Consider the following 16,090-nt stretch of genomic DNA (forward strand, 5'->3'; position numbering starts at 1 on the left):
TGCAAAATCCTCCGATGATTAACAAATAAAGCCGCCGATCGCTATAGAGGCGTAACAAATGATCGGCAGCTGAGTCGATGTGATGCAACGTAATGCTGAGTAAATTGCGATAATCTTTGGCTTAAGGTGTGCATTTAAACCTGGCGGGCGACAGACCAAAATAGCGCGAAAACGCATTAGTAAATCCACTTTGACTAGAAAAACCACAACTGTCTGCAATTTGAGCCATGGTCAGATCACTGTCTTTGATAAGCTGCTTTGCCATTGCAAAGCGTTTATCCAGTACATATTGATGCGGAGTGGTCCCGACTTGTTGTTTAAATAATTGATGAAACTGGCTTTCTGCCAAGAAAACACTGCCCGCTAATTGCGCAACTGTGATCTTACGGCTGATATGCTGATGAATATAGCGATCGATAATATCCATATTTAATCGATGGCCATCGCGACGAGGAGAGACATGATCCCGGAAGTGACGGTGCAACACACACATTAACGTATCGGCACAGGCACGACTGAGCAAAGGATCGGAGGGATTGGCAATCATCTCTGCCGATAATGCTTTGATCAGTATTTGTGCGTGAGTATCTAATTGAAAATACGGCTCACGAGCAAATAAGCGCGCAATATTTTCATGCATTAACGCTTGCTCTGACCATTCTTGCGAAGGAAGGTTAATCACTAAAATTTCGTTTCGTCCCACGCCAGTAAAAGCATGTTCTTGAGATTCCGCGACTAAACAGCCCTGTCCTGGACCAATAAGACTTCCTCGTCCACCAACATCAAACTCCGTTTGCCCCTGCAGCCCAATGACCACTTGTTTGTAGTCATGACTGTGGTGCCGTGGCTGTCTGGGTAAGGCAATGACTTCTGAAACCTTCGGTGATGCAGCCATTATGCTCCTCCCTTATTCACGATCTTTGGCTCATCGTCTGTTAACCCTTCTTTATTCTGGCACGCTTTCTTCCCATTCGCGAATGCTTCTCTGTTCTCAGCTAACCATTGTTCTCAGCTAACTATTGTTCTCGGCTAACCATTGTTCTCGGATAACTAATAGCTAAAACGACCAATCACACAGGATGTGGTTTCCATCATGGCAATTTTTCGGAACTATGATCAAGTACCGCATTTTTTACGGCGAATGTCATTTTGACCTTGAAAATGCGAAGGATCCCTCATGTTTTTACGATTGATCATCGAAAAGGCAAGACTAACAAGATGAAAAAAGACGATATAAATCTAACTAAACAATTTAATATCAAGGCGTTAGTCAAGGTTCGATGGGGACAAGCCTCTCTTGATCATCGTTTCGGTGCGATCGCGGGCGATCAACCCCTTGATCATTCTTCCGATTTAATCCGTCATCATGCAATCTTATTTGAAGCATGGGACCGCTTAAGGTAATCTTCCATAAACCTAAAACCATGAGCACAGTTGCACCGATCACGTCGCAGAATGCTGACTGCCGTCAAATAATTAACACGGTTTGCGTGGCAACACGGGTTTCCGTGATAGTCTACTTTTTGGACATAGGTATTATTATTGCGACATGCGTAAGCAAGGGAACTATGACAACGAAATATTTAAAAGCGTTATGCTTAGCGCTCCCTCCCCTACTGCTAACCGAGTTGGCGTTCGCTGAAAACGCGTCTTCCGCTGATAATCTCGATCCGGTCAGTGAGTTGGTAGAGAAGCTCCGTGATAAAGAAGATTCACTGGAGTCTCGAAACGATGAACTGGCTCTGCAGCAGGCGAAGTTGGATGACCTTCTGGTTAAGCGCGCGACGTTAGAAGATGAGCTGAGCAACCTGAAGCGCAAACGCAGCAATGCAAAAGCAGAGCTCGATGCAAAATTTCAGGATTTAATCGCCGATCCGAGCACAGATATTAGCCCGTATCAGCAGGCCTACCAACAAACATGGCAGAAGGTGAATGATCAGCAGCGCGAACAGGCTGCCAACGAAACCGCGATTATTGAGCAGAAAAAACATCTGGCAAAACTCGAGCGTGAGCAAGCATTGCTGGCAACGACGTTAGAAAACTTGCATGAAGCGATGCGCGAAGCCCGTGCAGAGCGTCTGCGCAAAGAGCTAACGCAGAAAGACACCATTGAGGTTGTCCATAGCCTGACTTGTTCGCCAAACATGACACTGTCTTCCTGTGCAAATCAAGGCAAGACCTTGACCATGCAGAAAGCCATTCGAGAGTTCCGTGGTCAGGTAACCAACTTTGTTACCGAATCAGACGCTGTGAAACAAAATATTGATAACGTGGCGTTCAATATTCACGTGACCAACAGCGAGATCATGGACGCGGGCTTTACCGGCGGCACGGATTACACTACTCGGATAAAAGCAGAGCTGGTGAGTCGTCCGGATAAGACAGCCTCATGCCGTTTGCTTGATTTGGAAGACAGATACTGTGTTGAGACGACACAAGCACAGAAACAAGCACAGCGTAAGCAGCAGGCAAAACGTTGGGTAAACGTGACTGTCCGCTCTAACCGTTATGATGACAACGTAACCATCAACGATGTGACTTATGGCAGTACACCCGTCGAGCTGATGTTACCGGTTGGTAATCACGATCTGACGGTGACCAAACCCGGCTTTATTCCCTATGATCGAGAAATTTATCTAGGTAAAGATCAAGTGGTATGGGCCAAGCTTAGAGAGCAGCCAAACCAGCCGCCCAGTCCAGGCAAAAAGTTTACTGATCCCGTTGCAAAAAACCTGGAAGCACCGCAAATGGTCGTCATTGGCGCCGGTGAGTACAAAGTGGGCCCTGATGCGCGCGAAAAGGTGGCAATTCAGCAATCATTCGCGATAGGCGCCACACCTGTCACCGTCGAGCAGTTTGATGCCTTTGTCACTGCGTCTGGGTATGTCACTGCCGCGGAACAAGGCAATGGCTGTAATACGCTGGTAAACGGTGAAATCAGTCAAAGTTTAGAATCAGATTGGCGTCAGCCAGGCTTTGATCAAGCGGCTGATTCGCCCGTTGTGTGTGTTAACCAAGACGACGCCAACGCCTATATTGATTGGCTCAGCCAGCAAACTGGGCAACATTATGCACTTCCTAACGACGTTGAATGGGAAGTCGCGGCACGCGGCGGCACAGAAAGTGACTATTGGTGGGGCAATGACATTGGCGTGGGAAATGCGAACACCGGTTGGAGCGGCACAGTCTGGTCTAACGATCGTACCTCGCCCGTGAAAAGCTTTCCGCCTAATCCATTCGGTGTTTATGACACCGCGGGTAACGTCTGGGAGTGGGTTGGCAGCGACACGCCGCTTGCACGTGGTGGCGCTTGGAACTTCTCTCCTCAGCGTTCACGTGCCTCTGAGCGTCTAGAGTTGGGTGAAAACACCAGTGCTAATTACCTTGGTTTTCGAGTTATCAGACACATTAAAACTCGCTAAATTAAGCATTCACCCACATATAAAACAAACGCCGCTAAAAAAGCGGCGTTTTTTATATCGGACGTTTCTTACTTACGCTTACTACGTTTACCCACCCAAAGTTAACTCGCCTATTACCGGCTCTGCCATCTTGCAGCATAACAATCTTGATATTAAGTTGCTTTATCCTGTGTCAATAGGTCAAAGCCCCCCTACCCAACGTCTAATCTTCTAGATATAGTAAAGCTCGTAAACGCAATTTGTCCCGATAGACGCGTTTGCAGTTCCTAACACTGTTAGGTGCAGTCAGATAAGGAGCTTATATCAACTACCCTCATGGTATGAGTGAATTATCTAGACAACCTCTTCTACACGTCGTACAGGATAACTCCCTTCGGGGAAATCTTGTCTTTGCCGGCTTTATGCCGGCTTTTTTTTATGCTCCAATAGCTTGTCGACTTTTCACTATCGACCCAGAATCGTTACTCTCAAAACAATAATAACGCGTCGGTAAGCTATATGAATCACCCGCTCTCTCCCTCCCCCGTGCCTCCAGCTTTGTCTATGCTTGAGCAGCTCCCCGGTTGTTGGGGCTGTAAAGACACGCATTCAGTGTTTGTTTATGCCAACACTGAATATTGCCGGCTCATCGGCCTCGAACAGCCACAAGACTGTATCGGTAAAACTGACTACGATATGCCTAGCCCTACCACACGGTTTGCGCATCAATTTCAGGCACAGGATCATTACGTGATGGCAACGGGTAAGCGTCTTCGTGTACTCGACATTCATCCTTACGCGAACGGCCGCTGGTACGCGCACTTATTTACGAAAACGCCTTGGTATAATGACAAGGGTGAAGTGTGCGGTGTGATGTTTTGTGGCCAAGAGCTGAGTGATACCGCTATTTTAGAAGTGGGTCACTGGATATGTCATGCGGTGACACACCCGGAAGAAGCGCAGACGGATCATCATCATCACCAATCACATATCCATCTCACTGCACGTGAGCAGGAAGTTTTATTCCTTCATTTACACGGCAAAAAGCCTCAGATCATTGCAAACACCTTATCCGTTTCCGTCAAAACCATCGAAAACCACTTTGCGCACTTACGCGAGAAGTTCGAGGCTGACTCCAAAGCGGCGCTACTTGAACGCGCACTCGCGCAAGGGTTTGGATCTGCAATACCAGAAAGCCTGTTAACCCAACAGCTCTCTGTCGTGCTTCGAGATTAATGACACAAAACGACAAACAAAAAGGCCAATATATCGCTATATTGGCCTCTTCCGCGGGTTTACGGCGCTAAGCGCTCAATGTCCCAGCTTTCATCTTTTTGCCGTTGATACAAGAATCGATCATGCAAACGATGCGCACCGCCTTGCCAAAACTCAATGCTCTTAGGTATCACACGATAACCGCCCCAAAAAGTGGGGACCGGCACTTCACCTTTCTCAAACTGCTTTTTCAGCTCTAAAAATTTTCCCTCTAGCGCCGATCGCGCAGACAATCGTTCACTCTGCTTACTCGCCCACGCCGCAATTTGGCTCTCCTTTGGACGAGACGTAAAATATTTGAAAACGTCTTTTTTACTCAAAGGCACGGCTTCACCCATAATGTGGACTTGCCGCTCGATAAAGTGCCAGGGAAAATGCAAACTAATTTGGCTATTTTCCTTGAGGTGTAGCGCTTTGCGACTGCCTAGATTGGTATAAAATACAAAGCCATCTTGGTTAAAATCTTTCAATAACACGATGCGTTGAAAAGGCTGCCCATGCTCATCAACAGTCGCAATCGTCATCGCGGTCGGATCGGGCACCTGAGTATCAATCGCTTGCTGCAGCCAGTGCTCAAACAGATCCATTGGCGTACTCGGCAAATCGTCGCGACGCAATCCCCCTTTTGTATATTCTCGTCGAATATCGGACAAATCCATTGCTCTCTCCCATTCATTTACTTTCCACTATTTTGCGCAGGAAAACGCTGATTAACAAGTTGATTTTCATCTATACATGGCGCCTACCAGGCGACTTTTTATGGTTTAACCAAAGTCACCCTGTTCCTAGCAATACGGTGAAAAGTGACTCGCTCATCTAAACTTGAAGGTACCCACACTGATACGAGGAAAAGGCCATCGAGGCGCAGTATTTTCGACATTATTTTGATATCAGTAAGTTGCGTTTTTAGAAAGCCATCTTGCACTGCTATGACTCATGTTTAAGGTATGGCAAACTGAGTAGACCTTGGTCAAATTAAACTATGTTTGGACATAACGACGCATCAAGCGATGTCACTAAGTCCTTAGAAGAGAGAGACAATCAGTAATGAAGCGATGGCACATCATTGTCCTGATCCTGTTTATCTCATTTGGGACGGTTGGACTGACGACAAAGGAAGCCCGCTGGGTCGATAAAGTCGCTAACTTTTACGGTGATCGTGCAGGTAAACGCGTTACCGCATGGCGGAATATGGTCGAAAATAGTCAAGATGTATCAGAGCTCGATAAGCTCGACCGCGTCAATGATTTTTTCAACCAACTGTATTTTGTTGATGATATCGACTTGTGGGGCCAAAAAGACTACTGGGCAACGCCGCTTGAATTTCTTGGTGCTGCTGCTGGCGATTGTGAAGATTTTAGTATCGCTAAGTATTTTTCGCTACGAGAATTAGGAATCGATGATAAAAAGTTGCGGCTTGTTTACGTCAAAGCCATCCGCCTTGACCAATTCCATATGGTCGTCGCTTATTACCCAACCCCTTCTTCCGAGCCGGTGCTATTAGACAACTTAGACCCAGAGATTAAACGCGCGTCATTACGCCGCGATCTGTTACCTATCTATAGTTTTAATGGTAGCCGATTATGGTTAATGAAAGAGCGTGGACAAGGTGAACTAGCGGGCAACGCCTCAAGGCTTGGCCTTTGGAATGATTTGCGCACTCGTGTCGAGTCGCTAGAAATGCAAAAACCGATTAGACAATACGATAGGTAAACACCGATGACGTTATTCAATCAAATATTTACGTGGATGCTGGTGATTTTCTTCTGCATAGTGCTGGGCGTCTTCGGTATAGAACTCAACACCACGCGGAATTTTTTACTCAGTCAACAAACCTCTGATGTCAACAATACCGTGAACTCAATGGGGCTAGCGCTCGCACCCTACCTTGAATCGGAGGATAAGGTGGCAGCCGAATCAGTGATAAACGCTTTTTTTGATGGAGGATTCTATCGTGAAGTTAATCTTACCTTGTTGTCTGATAACAGTGAGATTACGCGAGAATATCCTGTCCAAATCCAAGGTGTGCCGCAGTGGTTTATCAATCTAGATATTTTCCCCGTCATCACTGAAAAGCAAACCATCACCAGCGGCTGGATGCAACTTGCTGAAGTAGAAGTCGTTGCCCATCCTGGCTACGCCTACAAACAACTATGGAAGTCCTTTGTTCAACTCGGCACAATCATGGCAATCATCTTTGTCATTGCTTCATTAATTATCGGCTGGCAACTGCAACGTTCCCTAAGACCTCTTGCTCGTATTACCGCAAAAGCAGGCGAGATTGCGAAAAACAAATTTGGCGATCCCATTCCTCTGCCACCAACGACCGATCTCAAAACGGTCGTTAATGCGATCAATGTCATGACAGACCAACTTAAGCGTTATTTTGAACAACAAGCAAAAGAGGCAGACCGCCTGCGAAAAGCCGCTTATCGTGACCCAGTATCAGGCCTTGGAAACCGTAGCTTTTATGTCGCTCAACTTAATTCTTGGTTAACAGAGTCTGGCATTGGTGGAATGGCGCTCATCAAAGTGGACCTTATCAGCGACGCATATGAAAACCAGGGGTTTGAAGCCGGCGATCTTGTCGTAGAGCAGTTCGCTAACCACTTAACAACCACCATTATCAGCGACGATAACATGACAGCGGCAAGGTTGAGCAAAGACGAGTTTGTCGTATTGGCACCCAACACCGATCCTGAGGATTTGCTTGTATTAGGCGAACGCGTCATTGCCATGGTCGTCGACATGCAAGCGGATCCATCAGAGCTGATACAACCCAAGGTTGCTGTCGGGTTAGCGGTTAATGGCGGCGGCAACCAAAAGGCCAGTGTATTGCTGTCACAAGCTGACAACGCACTCTCACAGGCACGAAATACGCCTGAGCACCCTTTGACCTTAATCGACCATTCTATTGGTGATGCGGCGATGGGCAAACAGCAATGGAAAGCACTGCTTCATGAGGCCGTCGCGAAAGAACTCTTTGTGTTCAAATATCAGTCAGCCACTGACAGTCAGTCCAACCGCCTCCATCAGGAAGTGTTCTCAGCAATTGAAAAAGATGGCAACTATTATGGCGCCGGTCATTTCTTAGGGGCGGTAGAACAACTTCAAATGGGCGAGATTCTAGATAAACACGTCGTTTCACATGTGCTTAAAACACTAGACCAAGATCCAAGTGTTGGCCCTCTCGCCGTGAACTTGACCTTGAGTAGTATAACCAACGCATCCTTTATTCGCTGGCTGGGGACAATCTTGGATCAACACCGTAGACTTGCCGGCCAACTACTTTTTGAAATTCCAGAGGGAGCATTTGTTCGCTATGCCGATCATACGGGTCTGCTCACGGATCAAATTCGTCAAGCCGGCTTCCAATTCGGGGTCGATAATTACGGCCGTAATTTTCAATCGCTTGATTATCTGCAACGCTTTAAGCCCGATTACGTTAAAATTGATTTCGCGTATACAAGCCATATTGAGGACGATGCGCAAGACAATGTCCTGGCCTCCATTTGTCGTACAGCGCACAATCTAAATATCACGACCATTGCCACACGGGTTGAGACAGAAGCGCAGCTCGCTCATCTTTCTGAACTGTTCGTTAATGGCTTCCAAGGGTATATCTTCAGTAATACGGACAAAGAGAACTAAAGGGTTAGACGCTTGCGAAGCGTTCAAATCAAAAATCGCGTTACCTCAGTAACGCGATTTTTTTGTGCGACGATACGTCGCCGAAGATAAAACATTTACACTGTAAATTGGGGTTACACCGTCGTTGGGTTTACACTGTAAATCGCGTTTACACTGTAAATCAACGCTAACTATTTTGTTGGTAGGGTTTCAGCTCTATCGCTGCATTATCATAAAACAAAACCGAAGGGCCATGCTCAGAGTTTATACTGTGTTTTTCTTCTCCAATGGTGCAGTGTACACGATTTAGCAGTGATTTAGTGGCGGTTATACTGGCTGCACGATAGGACGCTTCTATCGTGGTATCTGTTTCCTCTATCGCCTTCTCAATTTCATCAAGCGCTTCAAATAAGTTATCTCTTGTTGAGGTAATGCGCTCGACCATCGCCGCATCACGTTTGGCGGGTGGTAACGCTTCTAGCTTCGCTTCCGCCGCTTTTACTTTATCGAGTTGCGCCGTTTTGTCTTCCCAATCTTTATTCAGTTCAACCATTTGCCGCTTGAGAAGAGGTAACCTCGGAAAACAATGGATATAGGTATGTGCCCCCGCACTGGCCCCCACAATGACCGCCCGAAGCTTTTCACCGACTTCATGTTTCCCACCTGCAAGTGTACCTTTACGCTTCGTGGTGTCACTTATCGTAAGCGACTGCCCCACTTGCGTATTACAATGCATCGCATGCAAGGTCAGCTCGACGTTTTTGTTTGCGCACAAGGTCGCGTATTGAGCAAATTTCGCCACTATGTTGCCATCAGCCACTAAGATGCAATTGATGTCTGAGTCCGCAGCAACTTGTCGACCAATAATACCGTTCTGAACAATAATATCAGCCCCCGCGGTAATCGTGGCAGACTCAACCACACCGCCGACTGTCACCGTCCCCGACGCTGTCACTTTCATGCCGACTTCAACATCGCCTTTAATGACAACGCTGCCTTCAAAATTGACATGACCGGTGCCTACATCGACAACGTCTAAACTCAGCGCATCGTCAACTGCAACGCCGTCATTTTGCAAACGCGGGATACCTGCCATGGTCGCAATAAGAATATTAGGATCTTTATTACTGAATGCGCTGCCCTCGTGGGCCGCTAATGTCATCGGTTTACCTGATGACGTTGAGAGCACTGAACCGGTTACGGTAAAGCCTTCATAGCCTGCCGTTTCGGGCACGAGTTTTGCGAGAGGTTGACCTTGCTTCACCATGACCATTTCACCGAGATCGCGCATGTCTACCGTGCCATCTTCTCGCTCTCTTGGACGACGGACGCGATCGGCGGGGTCTTCTATTAAGTAGACAATGTGCGCATCTTCTCCTGCCACTGGCTGTCTGCCAAAGGCTACGGGCACATCCAGATATTCACCGGGTTTTAATCGTCCAGAAGCAGACAACAGTTTTTGTAAGGTTGGTTTTTTGATACCACGAACAATATTTGCTTCACGCAGTGTCGACAGAATATCATCACCTTTAAGACCTCGCCCACCACACGCACCATTAACGATAAGATAGGCCGTCATCTTATCATCTGCGATACGGGCTTCTATTGTGGCATCCCGTCGCTCGGCGATAATAAAGTCTTCTGACTCGCTATTATCGTTGGGCGTATTCAGCTTGGTTAAAGCCGACTCTATCGTATCGTCGAAACAAAAGAAGGCATCGGCTTGGTGATGCACCAACCAATCCTTAATTTGTTTTTTCTCTATCGGTTGCTCACTCGTGTGCTGAGTATTACCGGCCGATAAATACACACGTTGCCCATCCTGAGAAACTCGGAGGATATCGTCTAGCATGTCGCTCCCTGCCAAAAACGCCTTACGGCTTTATCGATATGATGATCCAACCGTATGACATTGTTTTCGTCTCGTCATAAAACGAAACGCCTCACCACAATCTTAACAACGATTAGGTTAGCCTACGTCGTACATCGCTGAAGGTAATTGTCTCATTTGTAATAAATTATACAGGTTTAGTCATCTTGGAAGCAGGATCTCTAGTAAAAACGTGAGCACGATAGGATTAATTTGATCACTACTTAGTAAGTTTCTCAGTTTCTATGATGGACGATTTACACTGTAAATCTCATCCGAGCCTCGTTTCATTAACGGTTATGTTTGTATGGAGCGCGGCATTTACATGGAGCACTGCATTTACATGGAATGTGGTATTTACGTGGAGCGTGGTATTTGTAGTGAAAGCTATGTTGGCATTAACAGGTATGTTTCTATTAACAGCCTTATGTGAATTTACAGTGTAAATTGATACGTTTGGCGCTTCCTTATCTTTACACTGTAAATTGAACCAATAGCTCTATCAAAACGGCCTGACTCACTCACTGACGTCATGGCGCGTAACATAGTCACGGATCATCGCTTCGGCTTGTTTTTTACCCGTCAGTCGGTACCGCGCACATACCGTAGACCACGAATGGCCAAGAATAATCCGACTGATCAATACATAGAGCGCATTATCGTCTGGATGCGAAGGTAAGGCTTTAACGTGCTGACGTAACCACAATTGTAGGCTTGCTAATGACCCATCAACACCAACGCCCCCGGCAATAAATCCTTTAATCTGTTGGTCTATACAGCCTGCCAGTGGCTTATCAGATAAGAAGCACATCATAGCGCCAACAATATCAACCTCCATGGCCTGATGAGTTGTCATCCATTGGATTGGTAAGCTATGACGAAACAAGGCGACACCGTCTTGCAACCACGCTAGCCGTTTGATTGGCTTTACCATTTGTAAAGAATAACAACCACTGGCTTGATCGCGCTTCAAGCCAAGTTTTATTGGTTCAAACCCCTGCTTCAACCAGAATCGACTAAGACGAGCCGTCACACCAAAACTCACCCCGAGACACGATATCTCAAGCTTGCTTGCCTCCTGAGCCACAGCAGTAATAAGCTGCTGACCCAAGCCTTGATATCGGTAAGATTCGGCTACCGCGATTCGTTCAACTCGCCAAAGGCTCTGGTGCAAAATCGCTGGTTCGCCGAGGTGGGCAGCGAGCGACTGGCTGAGAAGATGGCCTTTAAGGCGACGTTGCCCCGCAACCACCGCCCGGCTCAAGTCGGCACTAAGACGGCATTCTTCATTGATCACACACGCAGAGACCAACTCGCCCGCGACGCTTCCCACCCAAACAATGATTGAATCGTCATCAAGTAACCGTGCTAAATCATTCGGCGACGTTTGATAATGCGCAGCCAGCAACAAAGCAAATAATGAACGCAGTAAGGCCTCATCACTCAATAGCTGTGCGGGAGATAAACGCTGAACGACGATATTATCCAACTTAACGGGTTGGCTTTGGTCGTCACTGATCAGTAACTCAGGCGGATCGACATCGAGCAAGAATAATGCATTTAGCGCACGTTCAACCGGATCGTTATCCGCCCATCGCATTGGCGCAGTTAGTCTCAATGGTCGCCATTGTGGTTGCTCTGCATCCAGTAATTGTTTCAGCCTTATCGTAAAAGCACGTCCGGTTCCTTCATAACCATGCTCTGTGGTTGCAATGGCCACGCGACTATATTGATGTAAGCATTGGCTCAACATCGGCAATGGGATTGCCGCCGCTTCATCAATCAAAAGAAGGTCCGCCAACGGCGTTTCTTGTAACAAGGTATCGGGGGCAATATAGCGGATATCGCTGCCTTGATAATCAATTACCTGACCTTGGGTATTCATACCCAAACTTGACTTAATATGACTAAATAAGGTTGCGGCATGCGCGGGCGTCGGTGCGCTGACCAAAATTTTTCGTGGTTTGTTCATGACTAACTGTGCCACTGCGATTCCCAACGCTGCCGATTTTCCACGACCACGATCGGCCGTTAACAACAAGGGACGACGCCGGTGACCCGTGGCCACTTTCTTGACCGCCTCAATCGCATTCTCTTGTCTCACCTCATGTTGGCCAGGCAAAGGCAACACCTCCGCGGGCCTGCGCACCTGATGACGTAGAAAGAAGGCGACCGATTCATTAAGCTCTAGCTGTCTGACTAAACGCTGCACAGAAGGCGGCAATGCCTCCTTTGGCGCCGCTAGTCGTAAAAGAATTAATGATCCCGCCCGACAGCAGCCTGCAATAGCGCAAAACGCTTCGGCATTAAAATCGGCGCCCACCTCAACCACGATATGCCCGCACTCTTGCCCCAGCTTTTGACGCGCTTGACGCCAACTTAATCCTTCATCAGCATGACCGATAACCAGCGGGGTAGCGGCCTCGTCAAAGGCTGCCACGATAAAATCGAGAGGATAATCGATACACACCAATTGTCGATGAGCACGCAATGTGGCGGAATGAATTAAATCTGCAAAAAACTGTTGCAGAGTTGATGAGGTCGTTGATGCCCCCATAGGACGCGTTCCGTTTTGTCGATTTAGCAGATAAAGAGGATGATACCATGCAAAAAAAAACGACACGCAAAGGCGTGCCATTTTTTATTCGATTTGAACGCGTTAACCGTTAAAGTGTTCCTTTATCAGCGCCAAGATCTGCTCAGCATCTTGATCACTCACTTTTTTCAAATTGATACTCAAATTATTGCCTTTACGACGATAAGACGCGCGTCCTTCTAACAAGGTTTGAGCTTGTTCTTTTTCACTCGGCTGCGGCGCCACAAGCTCATCTTTATATTGCTCGATTCGCTGGGTCACTTCGCGCGTAATGCGTGTCACGCCTTGGGCATCAACTTGTTGCCATAACGGTGTCTCACCTAGCATCGCCACCAACTGCGCTTGCGATTGGCTATCAAGGCTAAAATACAAACGGTGGAGTTTGACGATAGTCGGGCGCCCCAATTCAGAGACACTGGGGTAAGCTTGCAAAAGTGGCAAGGGCAGGGCAGCTGCCTTTAATGCACCACTGACTAATGCTTCACTACACTGACATGCGCTCGCCAGTGCCTTTTGATCACTGACGTCACCGCTGTCTAACATGGCTTGCATTTCTTTACCGCGTTCATACAAGGATAAAGGTTTGTGCGCATTCGCGACATCCGACAAAAACTTAGCATGACGCGTGCTGATCCCTTTTGCGACGTATACCAGAAAATCCTGCTCTGCAATAATGCAAGACATACGGCGCCGGCTGCCATCGAGGACCTCGATACGACCGTCATCAAGCCACCGCCCAACAGCCGGGTATTGTTGTCCGTGCTCTTTTAAGGTGGTCAGAATATCTGATAATGCCAATTCGTTAAGAAACGACTGCTCACGCGCATTTTTATCAAATACTGTTGTTTTATCTCGGATCGTTAACGCTGGGACTTTAACAAGTTCAAACTCGACAGTACGCTCACCCGCCACAGCTAACTCGATCACTGCCGCTCTCTCGCTCGCCGCGCTCTGCGCTTCTTGTGATGTTGTTGCTCGGCGTTTATCCGCCTTTGCAAACAAGCGCGCATTTAAATCAGAGGTTTTAATTGCCATTTTTCTTTTTTACTCCTGATTGAGCTGAGACCAGTAGCTATGCAGCACACGTTCGAGTTCGAGTCCGACTCGATGCACCGCATCTTGCGCCGTTGATAACGTTTTTTTACCGCCCTCAAAATCTTGTGACGTCAAATCAAATACCGTGCTATAGGTATCAGCACAGGTCTCAAAAGCGCGACTTCGAGGAATCGTCGCCATCATGACCTGTTCACCTAAAAGATAATTCATTTCAGTTAAGACAGAAATCTGTTTTTTATTATCATCTTCAAACATGGTTGGCATTAAACGCACAAATTCTAATCCGTGCCAGTCTTCCGGAAACATCTCATACACTTGGGGAAGATGTTGGAAAAAGTTCACCGTCGATGCCCAATCCAGTCGCTTCGCGGCGCAGGGGATCACTAGAGAGTTAGACGCATACATCGCATTCCAAACCAGTGGATCGATATGGGGTCCCGTATCAATCATAATGATGTCGAACTCATCACTGATTGGATCAATCACCTTCTCTTGCAATAACTCCACCACATTCAGCGACTGGCTGGTTGCTAACGCTTGCCATGCCTCTGCATTAAACATGGCGTCTTCAGGAAAGGCAGCCATGGTTTTCAAATTAGGATATTGTGTCGGCAGCAAGACATTACGCATCATGAAATCTTTGTCAGCAGCCTGGGGCGTATTGTCCAACATCACATCAACGGCAGAATAAATCCCTTCTTGTTCCGTCAAACTGATTTGTGGGTTAAGGAATAATCGCAGCGAGCCTTGCGGATCTAAGTCAATCAAGCAAATGCGATAACGTTTCTCAAGATTCAGCGCCATACAAGCCGCTAAGTGCACCGCACTCATAGACTTGCCGGTGCCCCCTTTTTGGTTTTGAATGTTCACAACCCAAGGTTTGTGCGTCTTGCCTTTACGTTCATGAAACGTCGGAACATTCGCGGCGTCCATAATTTGATGCGCTTCATCCAGGGTAATGGAGTAATGATTGGCATTATTTTTGGTAAATTGATGCCCGTCTTGCTCCATGCGAGAGATCGCTTCATCAAGCTTGCGCCGCGTAAGCCCTGAACGTGTTTCCATTAACGCTTTCGACATGGGCGGAAAGAGCTGATCGTGTCGCTCTTCCATGACAATCTCCACACGATCAGACTGCACTTGTTTTGTCTGCGCCGCGATATTGCGGAGGTTCTCAATCGTCTTTTCCCTATCCATATTCTTTTTCGCCATCACGAGAAATAATTGTCGATTGTACAGCATAATCCACCCAAGACAATAAAAAGGTGAACAAATGCCAATCAAATACAGATCCTGCTCACAATTGTAATTATAGGGTGGGGCTGAATATCACCACCATTGATGTCAAATTCAACCAATATAATCAGAGACAATCATAGTAAGATTTAAAATGTCACAGTGTCACTTATTTACAATGTAAATAGCGAATAAATACGGAAGCTTGTATTTGGTTGGCTAATTTACGGTTGTCGATATTTCAACATTAAACTGACAATTTTTCATCGATATCATCAGTAGGATCGACCCTCTATTACACATTTTGGCGATGTGCGATGAACATTAATGCCATTTGATCCTATTTCCCGAAAGCATGATCAAGGAAAATAAAGCGATGGATTCAATAGCCTTGATCATGCTTTCGTTGATAACATGAGTAGATAGGAAGCATGATCAAGTACGTATTGCGATGAAATCACCAGCAAATTCAACCGCAATGTCTCAATAAGCCTGGGAACGATGATCAAGTTATATTTCTGATTGAATAGTGCCAGTATCTTAACCGGAACGATATATCCAAACCGCTAATTTACGGACAATGTCAGGCGTACCAAGGGATCCAGGACGATCCGTCGCGATTTTCTTCTCCGATCGTACGACTGATGAGAAATAGGCTGACTCTTGAACAACAAGATCATCATACATGATCATTGTTCCGCATCCGGACACATGCTGACTGATGGCGATTATACTGTTAATGTCATTTCAACTTGAGCAGGCGAGACACGACTTTCTCGCCACATTGCTCACAACATAGGCAGCATTCCGTCTGATTGAGCAAAATTCGCATCACTTGATCATTGTTCCATGATGAAAACACGGCTGTTTGGCTCTGATAACATCATCTAAACAAATAAAAGCGTTCCGAGGTTGTGGATAACGTGTGGAATACACTTGATCATTGATGCAGTAACTGTTTGATCATTGATGCGATACGCTGATGATCATTGGTTCAGGCCTTACTTGATCATCGTTGGTGAAGTA

Annotated in this window: 11 protein-coding genes; 5 read left to right on the top strand and 6 right to left on the bottom strand. The window is 46.7% G+C overall.

The window, feature by feature from the left end; genetic code table 11:
- Positions 1 to 121: 121 nt before the first annotated feature.
- Positions 122 to 895, bottom strand: coding sequence for an AraC family transcriptional regulator (locus tag BZJ21_RS11125; protein WP_021024058.1), 774 nt, complete (start codon positions 893 to 895; stop codon positions 122 to 124).
- Between the two features lie 323 nt (positions 896 to 1,218).
- Between BZJ21_RS11125 and BZJ21_RS11130 the strand changes: the two genes are divergently transcribed.
- The 3 genes from BZJ21_RS11130 to BZJ21_RS11140 all read left to right on the top strand — a co-directional run bounded on the left by BZJ21_RS11130 (position 1,219) and on the right by BZJ21_RS11140 (position 4,637).
- Positions 1,219 to 1,404: a hypothetical protein gene (locus BZJ21_RS11130; RefSeq protein ID WP_077669804.1), complete on the top strand. Its 186-nt coding sequence runs from the start codon at positions 1,219 to 1,221 to the stop codon at positions 1,402 to 1,404.
- 164 nt (positions 1,405 to 1,568) lie between these two features.
- Entirely contained in the window at positions 1,569 to 3,422 is a 1,854-nt protein-coding gene (locus BZJ21_RS11135) for an SUMF1/EgtB/PvdO family nonheme iron enzyme (RefSeq protein ID WP_077669805.1), read from the top strand.
- A 498-nt stretch (positions 3,423 to 3,920) separates the two neighbouring features.
- Positions 3,921 to 4,637, top strand: coding sequence for a helix-turn-helix transcriptional regulator (locus BZJ21_RS11140; RefSeq protein WP_077669806.1), 717 nt, complete (start codon positions 3,921 to 3,923; stop codon positions 4,635 to 4,637).
- A gap of 59 nt (positions 4,638 to 4,696) precedes the next feature.
- Here the strand turns inward: BZJ21_RS11140 and pdxH are convergent, their stop codons facing one another.
- The gene (gene pdxH / locus BZJ21_RS11145; protein WP_021024053.1) at positions 4,697 to 5,335 is read right to left on the bottom strand and encodes a pyridoxamine 5'-phosphate oxidase; all 639 of its coding nucleotides are present in this window, start codon (positions 5,333 to 5,335) and stop codon (positions 4,697 to 4,699) included.
- Between the two features lie 388 nt (positions 5,336 to 5,723).
- On the opposite strand from pdxH, the gene BZJ21_RS11150 reads away from it, so the two are divergent.
- Both BZJ21_RS11150 and BZJ21_RS11155 read left to right on the top strand, forming a co-directional pair.
- Positions 5,724 to 6,389, top strand: a complete 666-nt coding sequence (locus tag BZJ21_RS11150; protein ID WP_077460816.1) for a transglutaminase-like cysteine peptidase — start codon at positions 5,724 to 5,726, stop codon at positions 6,387 to 6,389.
- Positions 6,390 to 6,395: 6 nt separating this feature from the next.
- Entirely contained in the window at positions 6,396 to 8,327 is a 1,932-nt protein-coding gene (locus BZJ21_RS11155) for a bifunctional diguanylate cyclase/phosphodiesterase (protein WP_077669807.1), read from the top strand.
- Between the two features lie 166 nt (positions 8,328 to 8,493).
- Here BZJ21_RS11155 and BZJ21_RS11160 read toward each other — a convergent pair whose 3' ends face one another.
- The 4 genes from BZJ21_RS11160 to BZJ21_RS11175 all read right to left on the bottom strand — a co-directional run bounded on the left by BZJ21_RS11160 (position 8,494) and on the right by BZJ21_RS11175 (position 15,025).
- Complete coding sequence (locus BZJ21_RS11160) at positions 8,494 to 10,158, bottom strand: DUF342 domain-containing protein (protein WP_077669808.1); 1,665 nt, start codon at positions 10,156 to 10,158, stop codon at positions 8,494 to 8,496.
- A gap of 535 nt (positions 10,159 to 10,693) precedes the next feature.
- The gene (locus tag BZJ21_RS11165) at positions 10,694 to 12,733 is read right to left on the bottom strand and encodes a GNAT family N-acetyltransferase (protein WP_158075527.1); all 2,040 of its coding nucleotides are present in this window, start codon (positions 12,731 to 12,733) and stop codon (positions 10,694 to 10,696) included.
- Between the two features lie 102 nt (positions 12,734 to 12,835).
- Positions 12,836 to 13,807 carry a ParB/RepB/Spo0J family partition protein gene (locus BZJ21_RS11170; RefSeq protein ID WP_077460820.1) on the bottom strand — a complete coding sequence of 324 codons (972 nt, stop codon included), beginning with the start codon at positions 13,805 to 13,807 and terminating at the stop codon, positions 12,836 to 12,838.
- Positions 13,808 to 13,816: 9 nt separating this feature from the next.
- Complete coding sequence (locus BZJ21_RS11175; RefSeq protein ID WP_077460967.1) at positions 13,817 to 15,025, bottom strand: ParA family protein; 1,209 nt, start codon at positions 15,023 to 15,025, stop codon at positions 13,817 to 13,819.
- Positions 15,026 to 16,090 lie beyond the last annotated feature (1,065 nt).

It is taken from the genome of Salinivibrio costicola subsp. alcaliphilus, assembly GCF_001996185.1.
Classification (GTDB): Bacteria; Pseudomonadota; Gammaproteobacteria; order Enterobacterales; family Vibrionaceae; genus Salinivibrio; species Salinivibrio costicola.

Coding starts and splice junctions, on each gene's coding strand:
- BZJ21_RS11125 (WP_021024058.1), bottom strand. CDS start 895: ATGGCTGCATCACCGAAGGTTTCAGAAGTCATTGCCTTACCCAGACAG.
- BZJ21_RS11130 (WP_077669804.1), top strand. CDS start 1,219: ATGAAAAAAGACGATATAAATCTAACTAAACAATTTAATATCAAGGCG.
- BZJ21_RS11135 (WP_077669805.1), top strand. CDS start 1,569: ATGACAACGAAATATTTAAAAGCGTTATGCTTAGCGCTCCCTCCCCTA.
- BZJ21_RS11140 (WP_077669806.1), top strand. CDS start 3,921: ATGAATCACCCGCTCTCTCCCTCCCCCGTGCCTCCAGCTTTGTCTATG.
- pdxH (WP_021024053.1), bottom strand. CDS start 5,335: ATGGATTTGTCCGATATTCGACGAGAATATACAAAAGGGGGATTGCGT.
- BZJ21_RS11150 (WP_077460816.1), top strand. CDS start 5,724: ATGAAGCGATGGCACATCATTGTCCTGATCCTGTTTATCTCATTTGGG.
- BZJ21_RS11155 (WP_077669807.1), top strand. CDS start 6,396: ATGACGTTATTCAATCAAATATTTACGTGGATGCTGGTGATTTTCTTC.
- BZJ21_RS11160 (WP_077669808.1), bottom strand. CDS start 10,158: ATGCTAGACGATATCCTCCGAGTTTCTCAGGATGGGCAACGTGTGTAT.
- BZJ21_RS11165 (WP_158075527.1), bottom strand. CDS start 12,733: ATGGGGGCATCAACGACCTCATCAACTCTGCAACAGTTTTTTGCAGAT.
- BZJ21_RS11170 (WP_077460820.1), bottom strand. CDS start 13,807: ATGGCAATTAAAACCTCTGATTTAAATGCGCGCTTGTTTGCAAAGGCG.
- BZJ21_RS11175 (WP_077460967.1), bottom strand. CDS start 15,025: ATGGATAGGGAAAAGACGATTGAGAACCTCCGCAATATCGCGGCGCAG.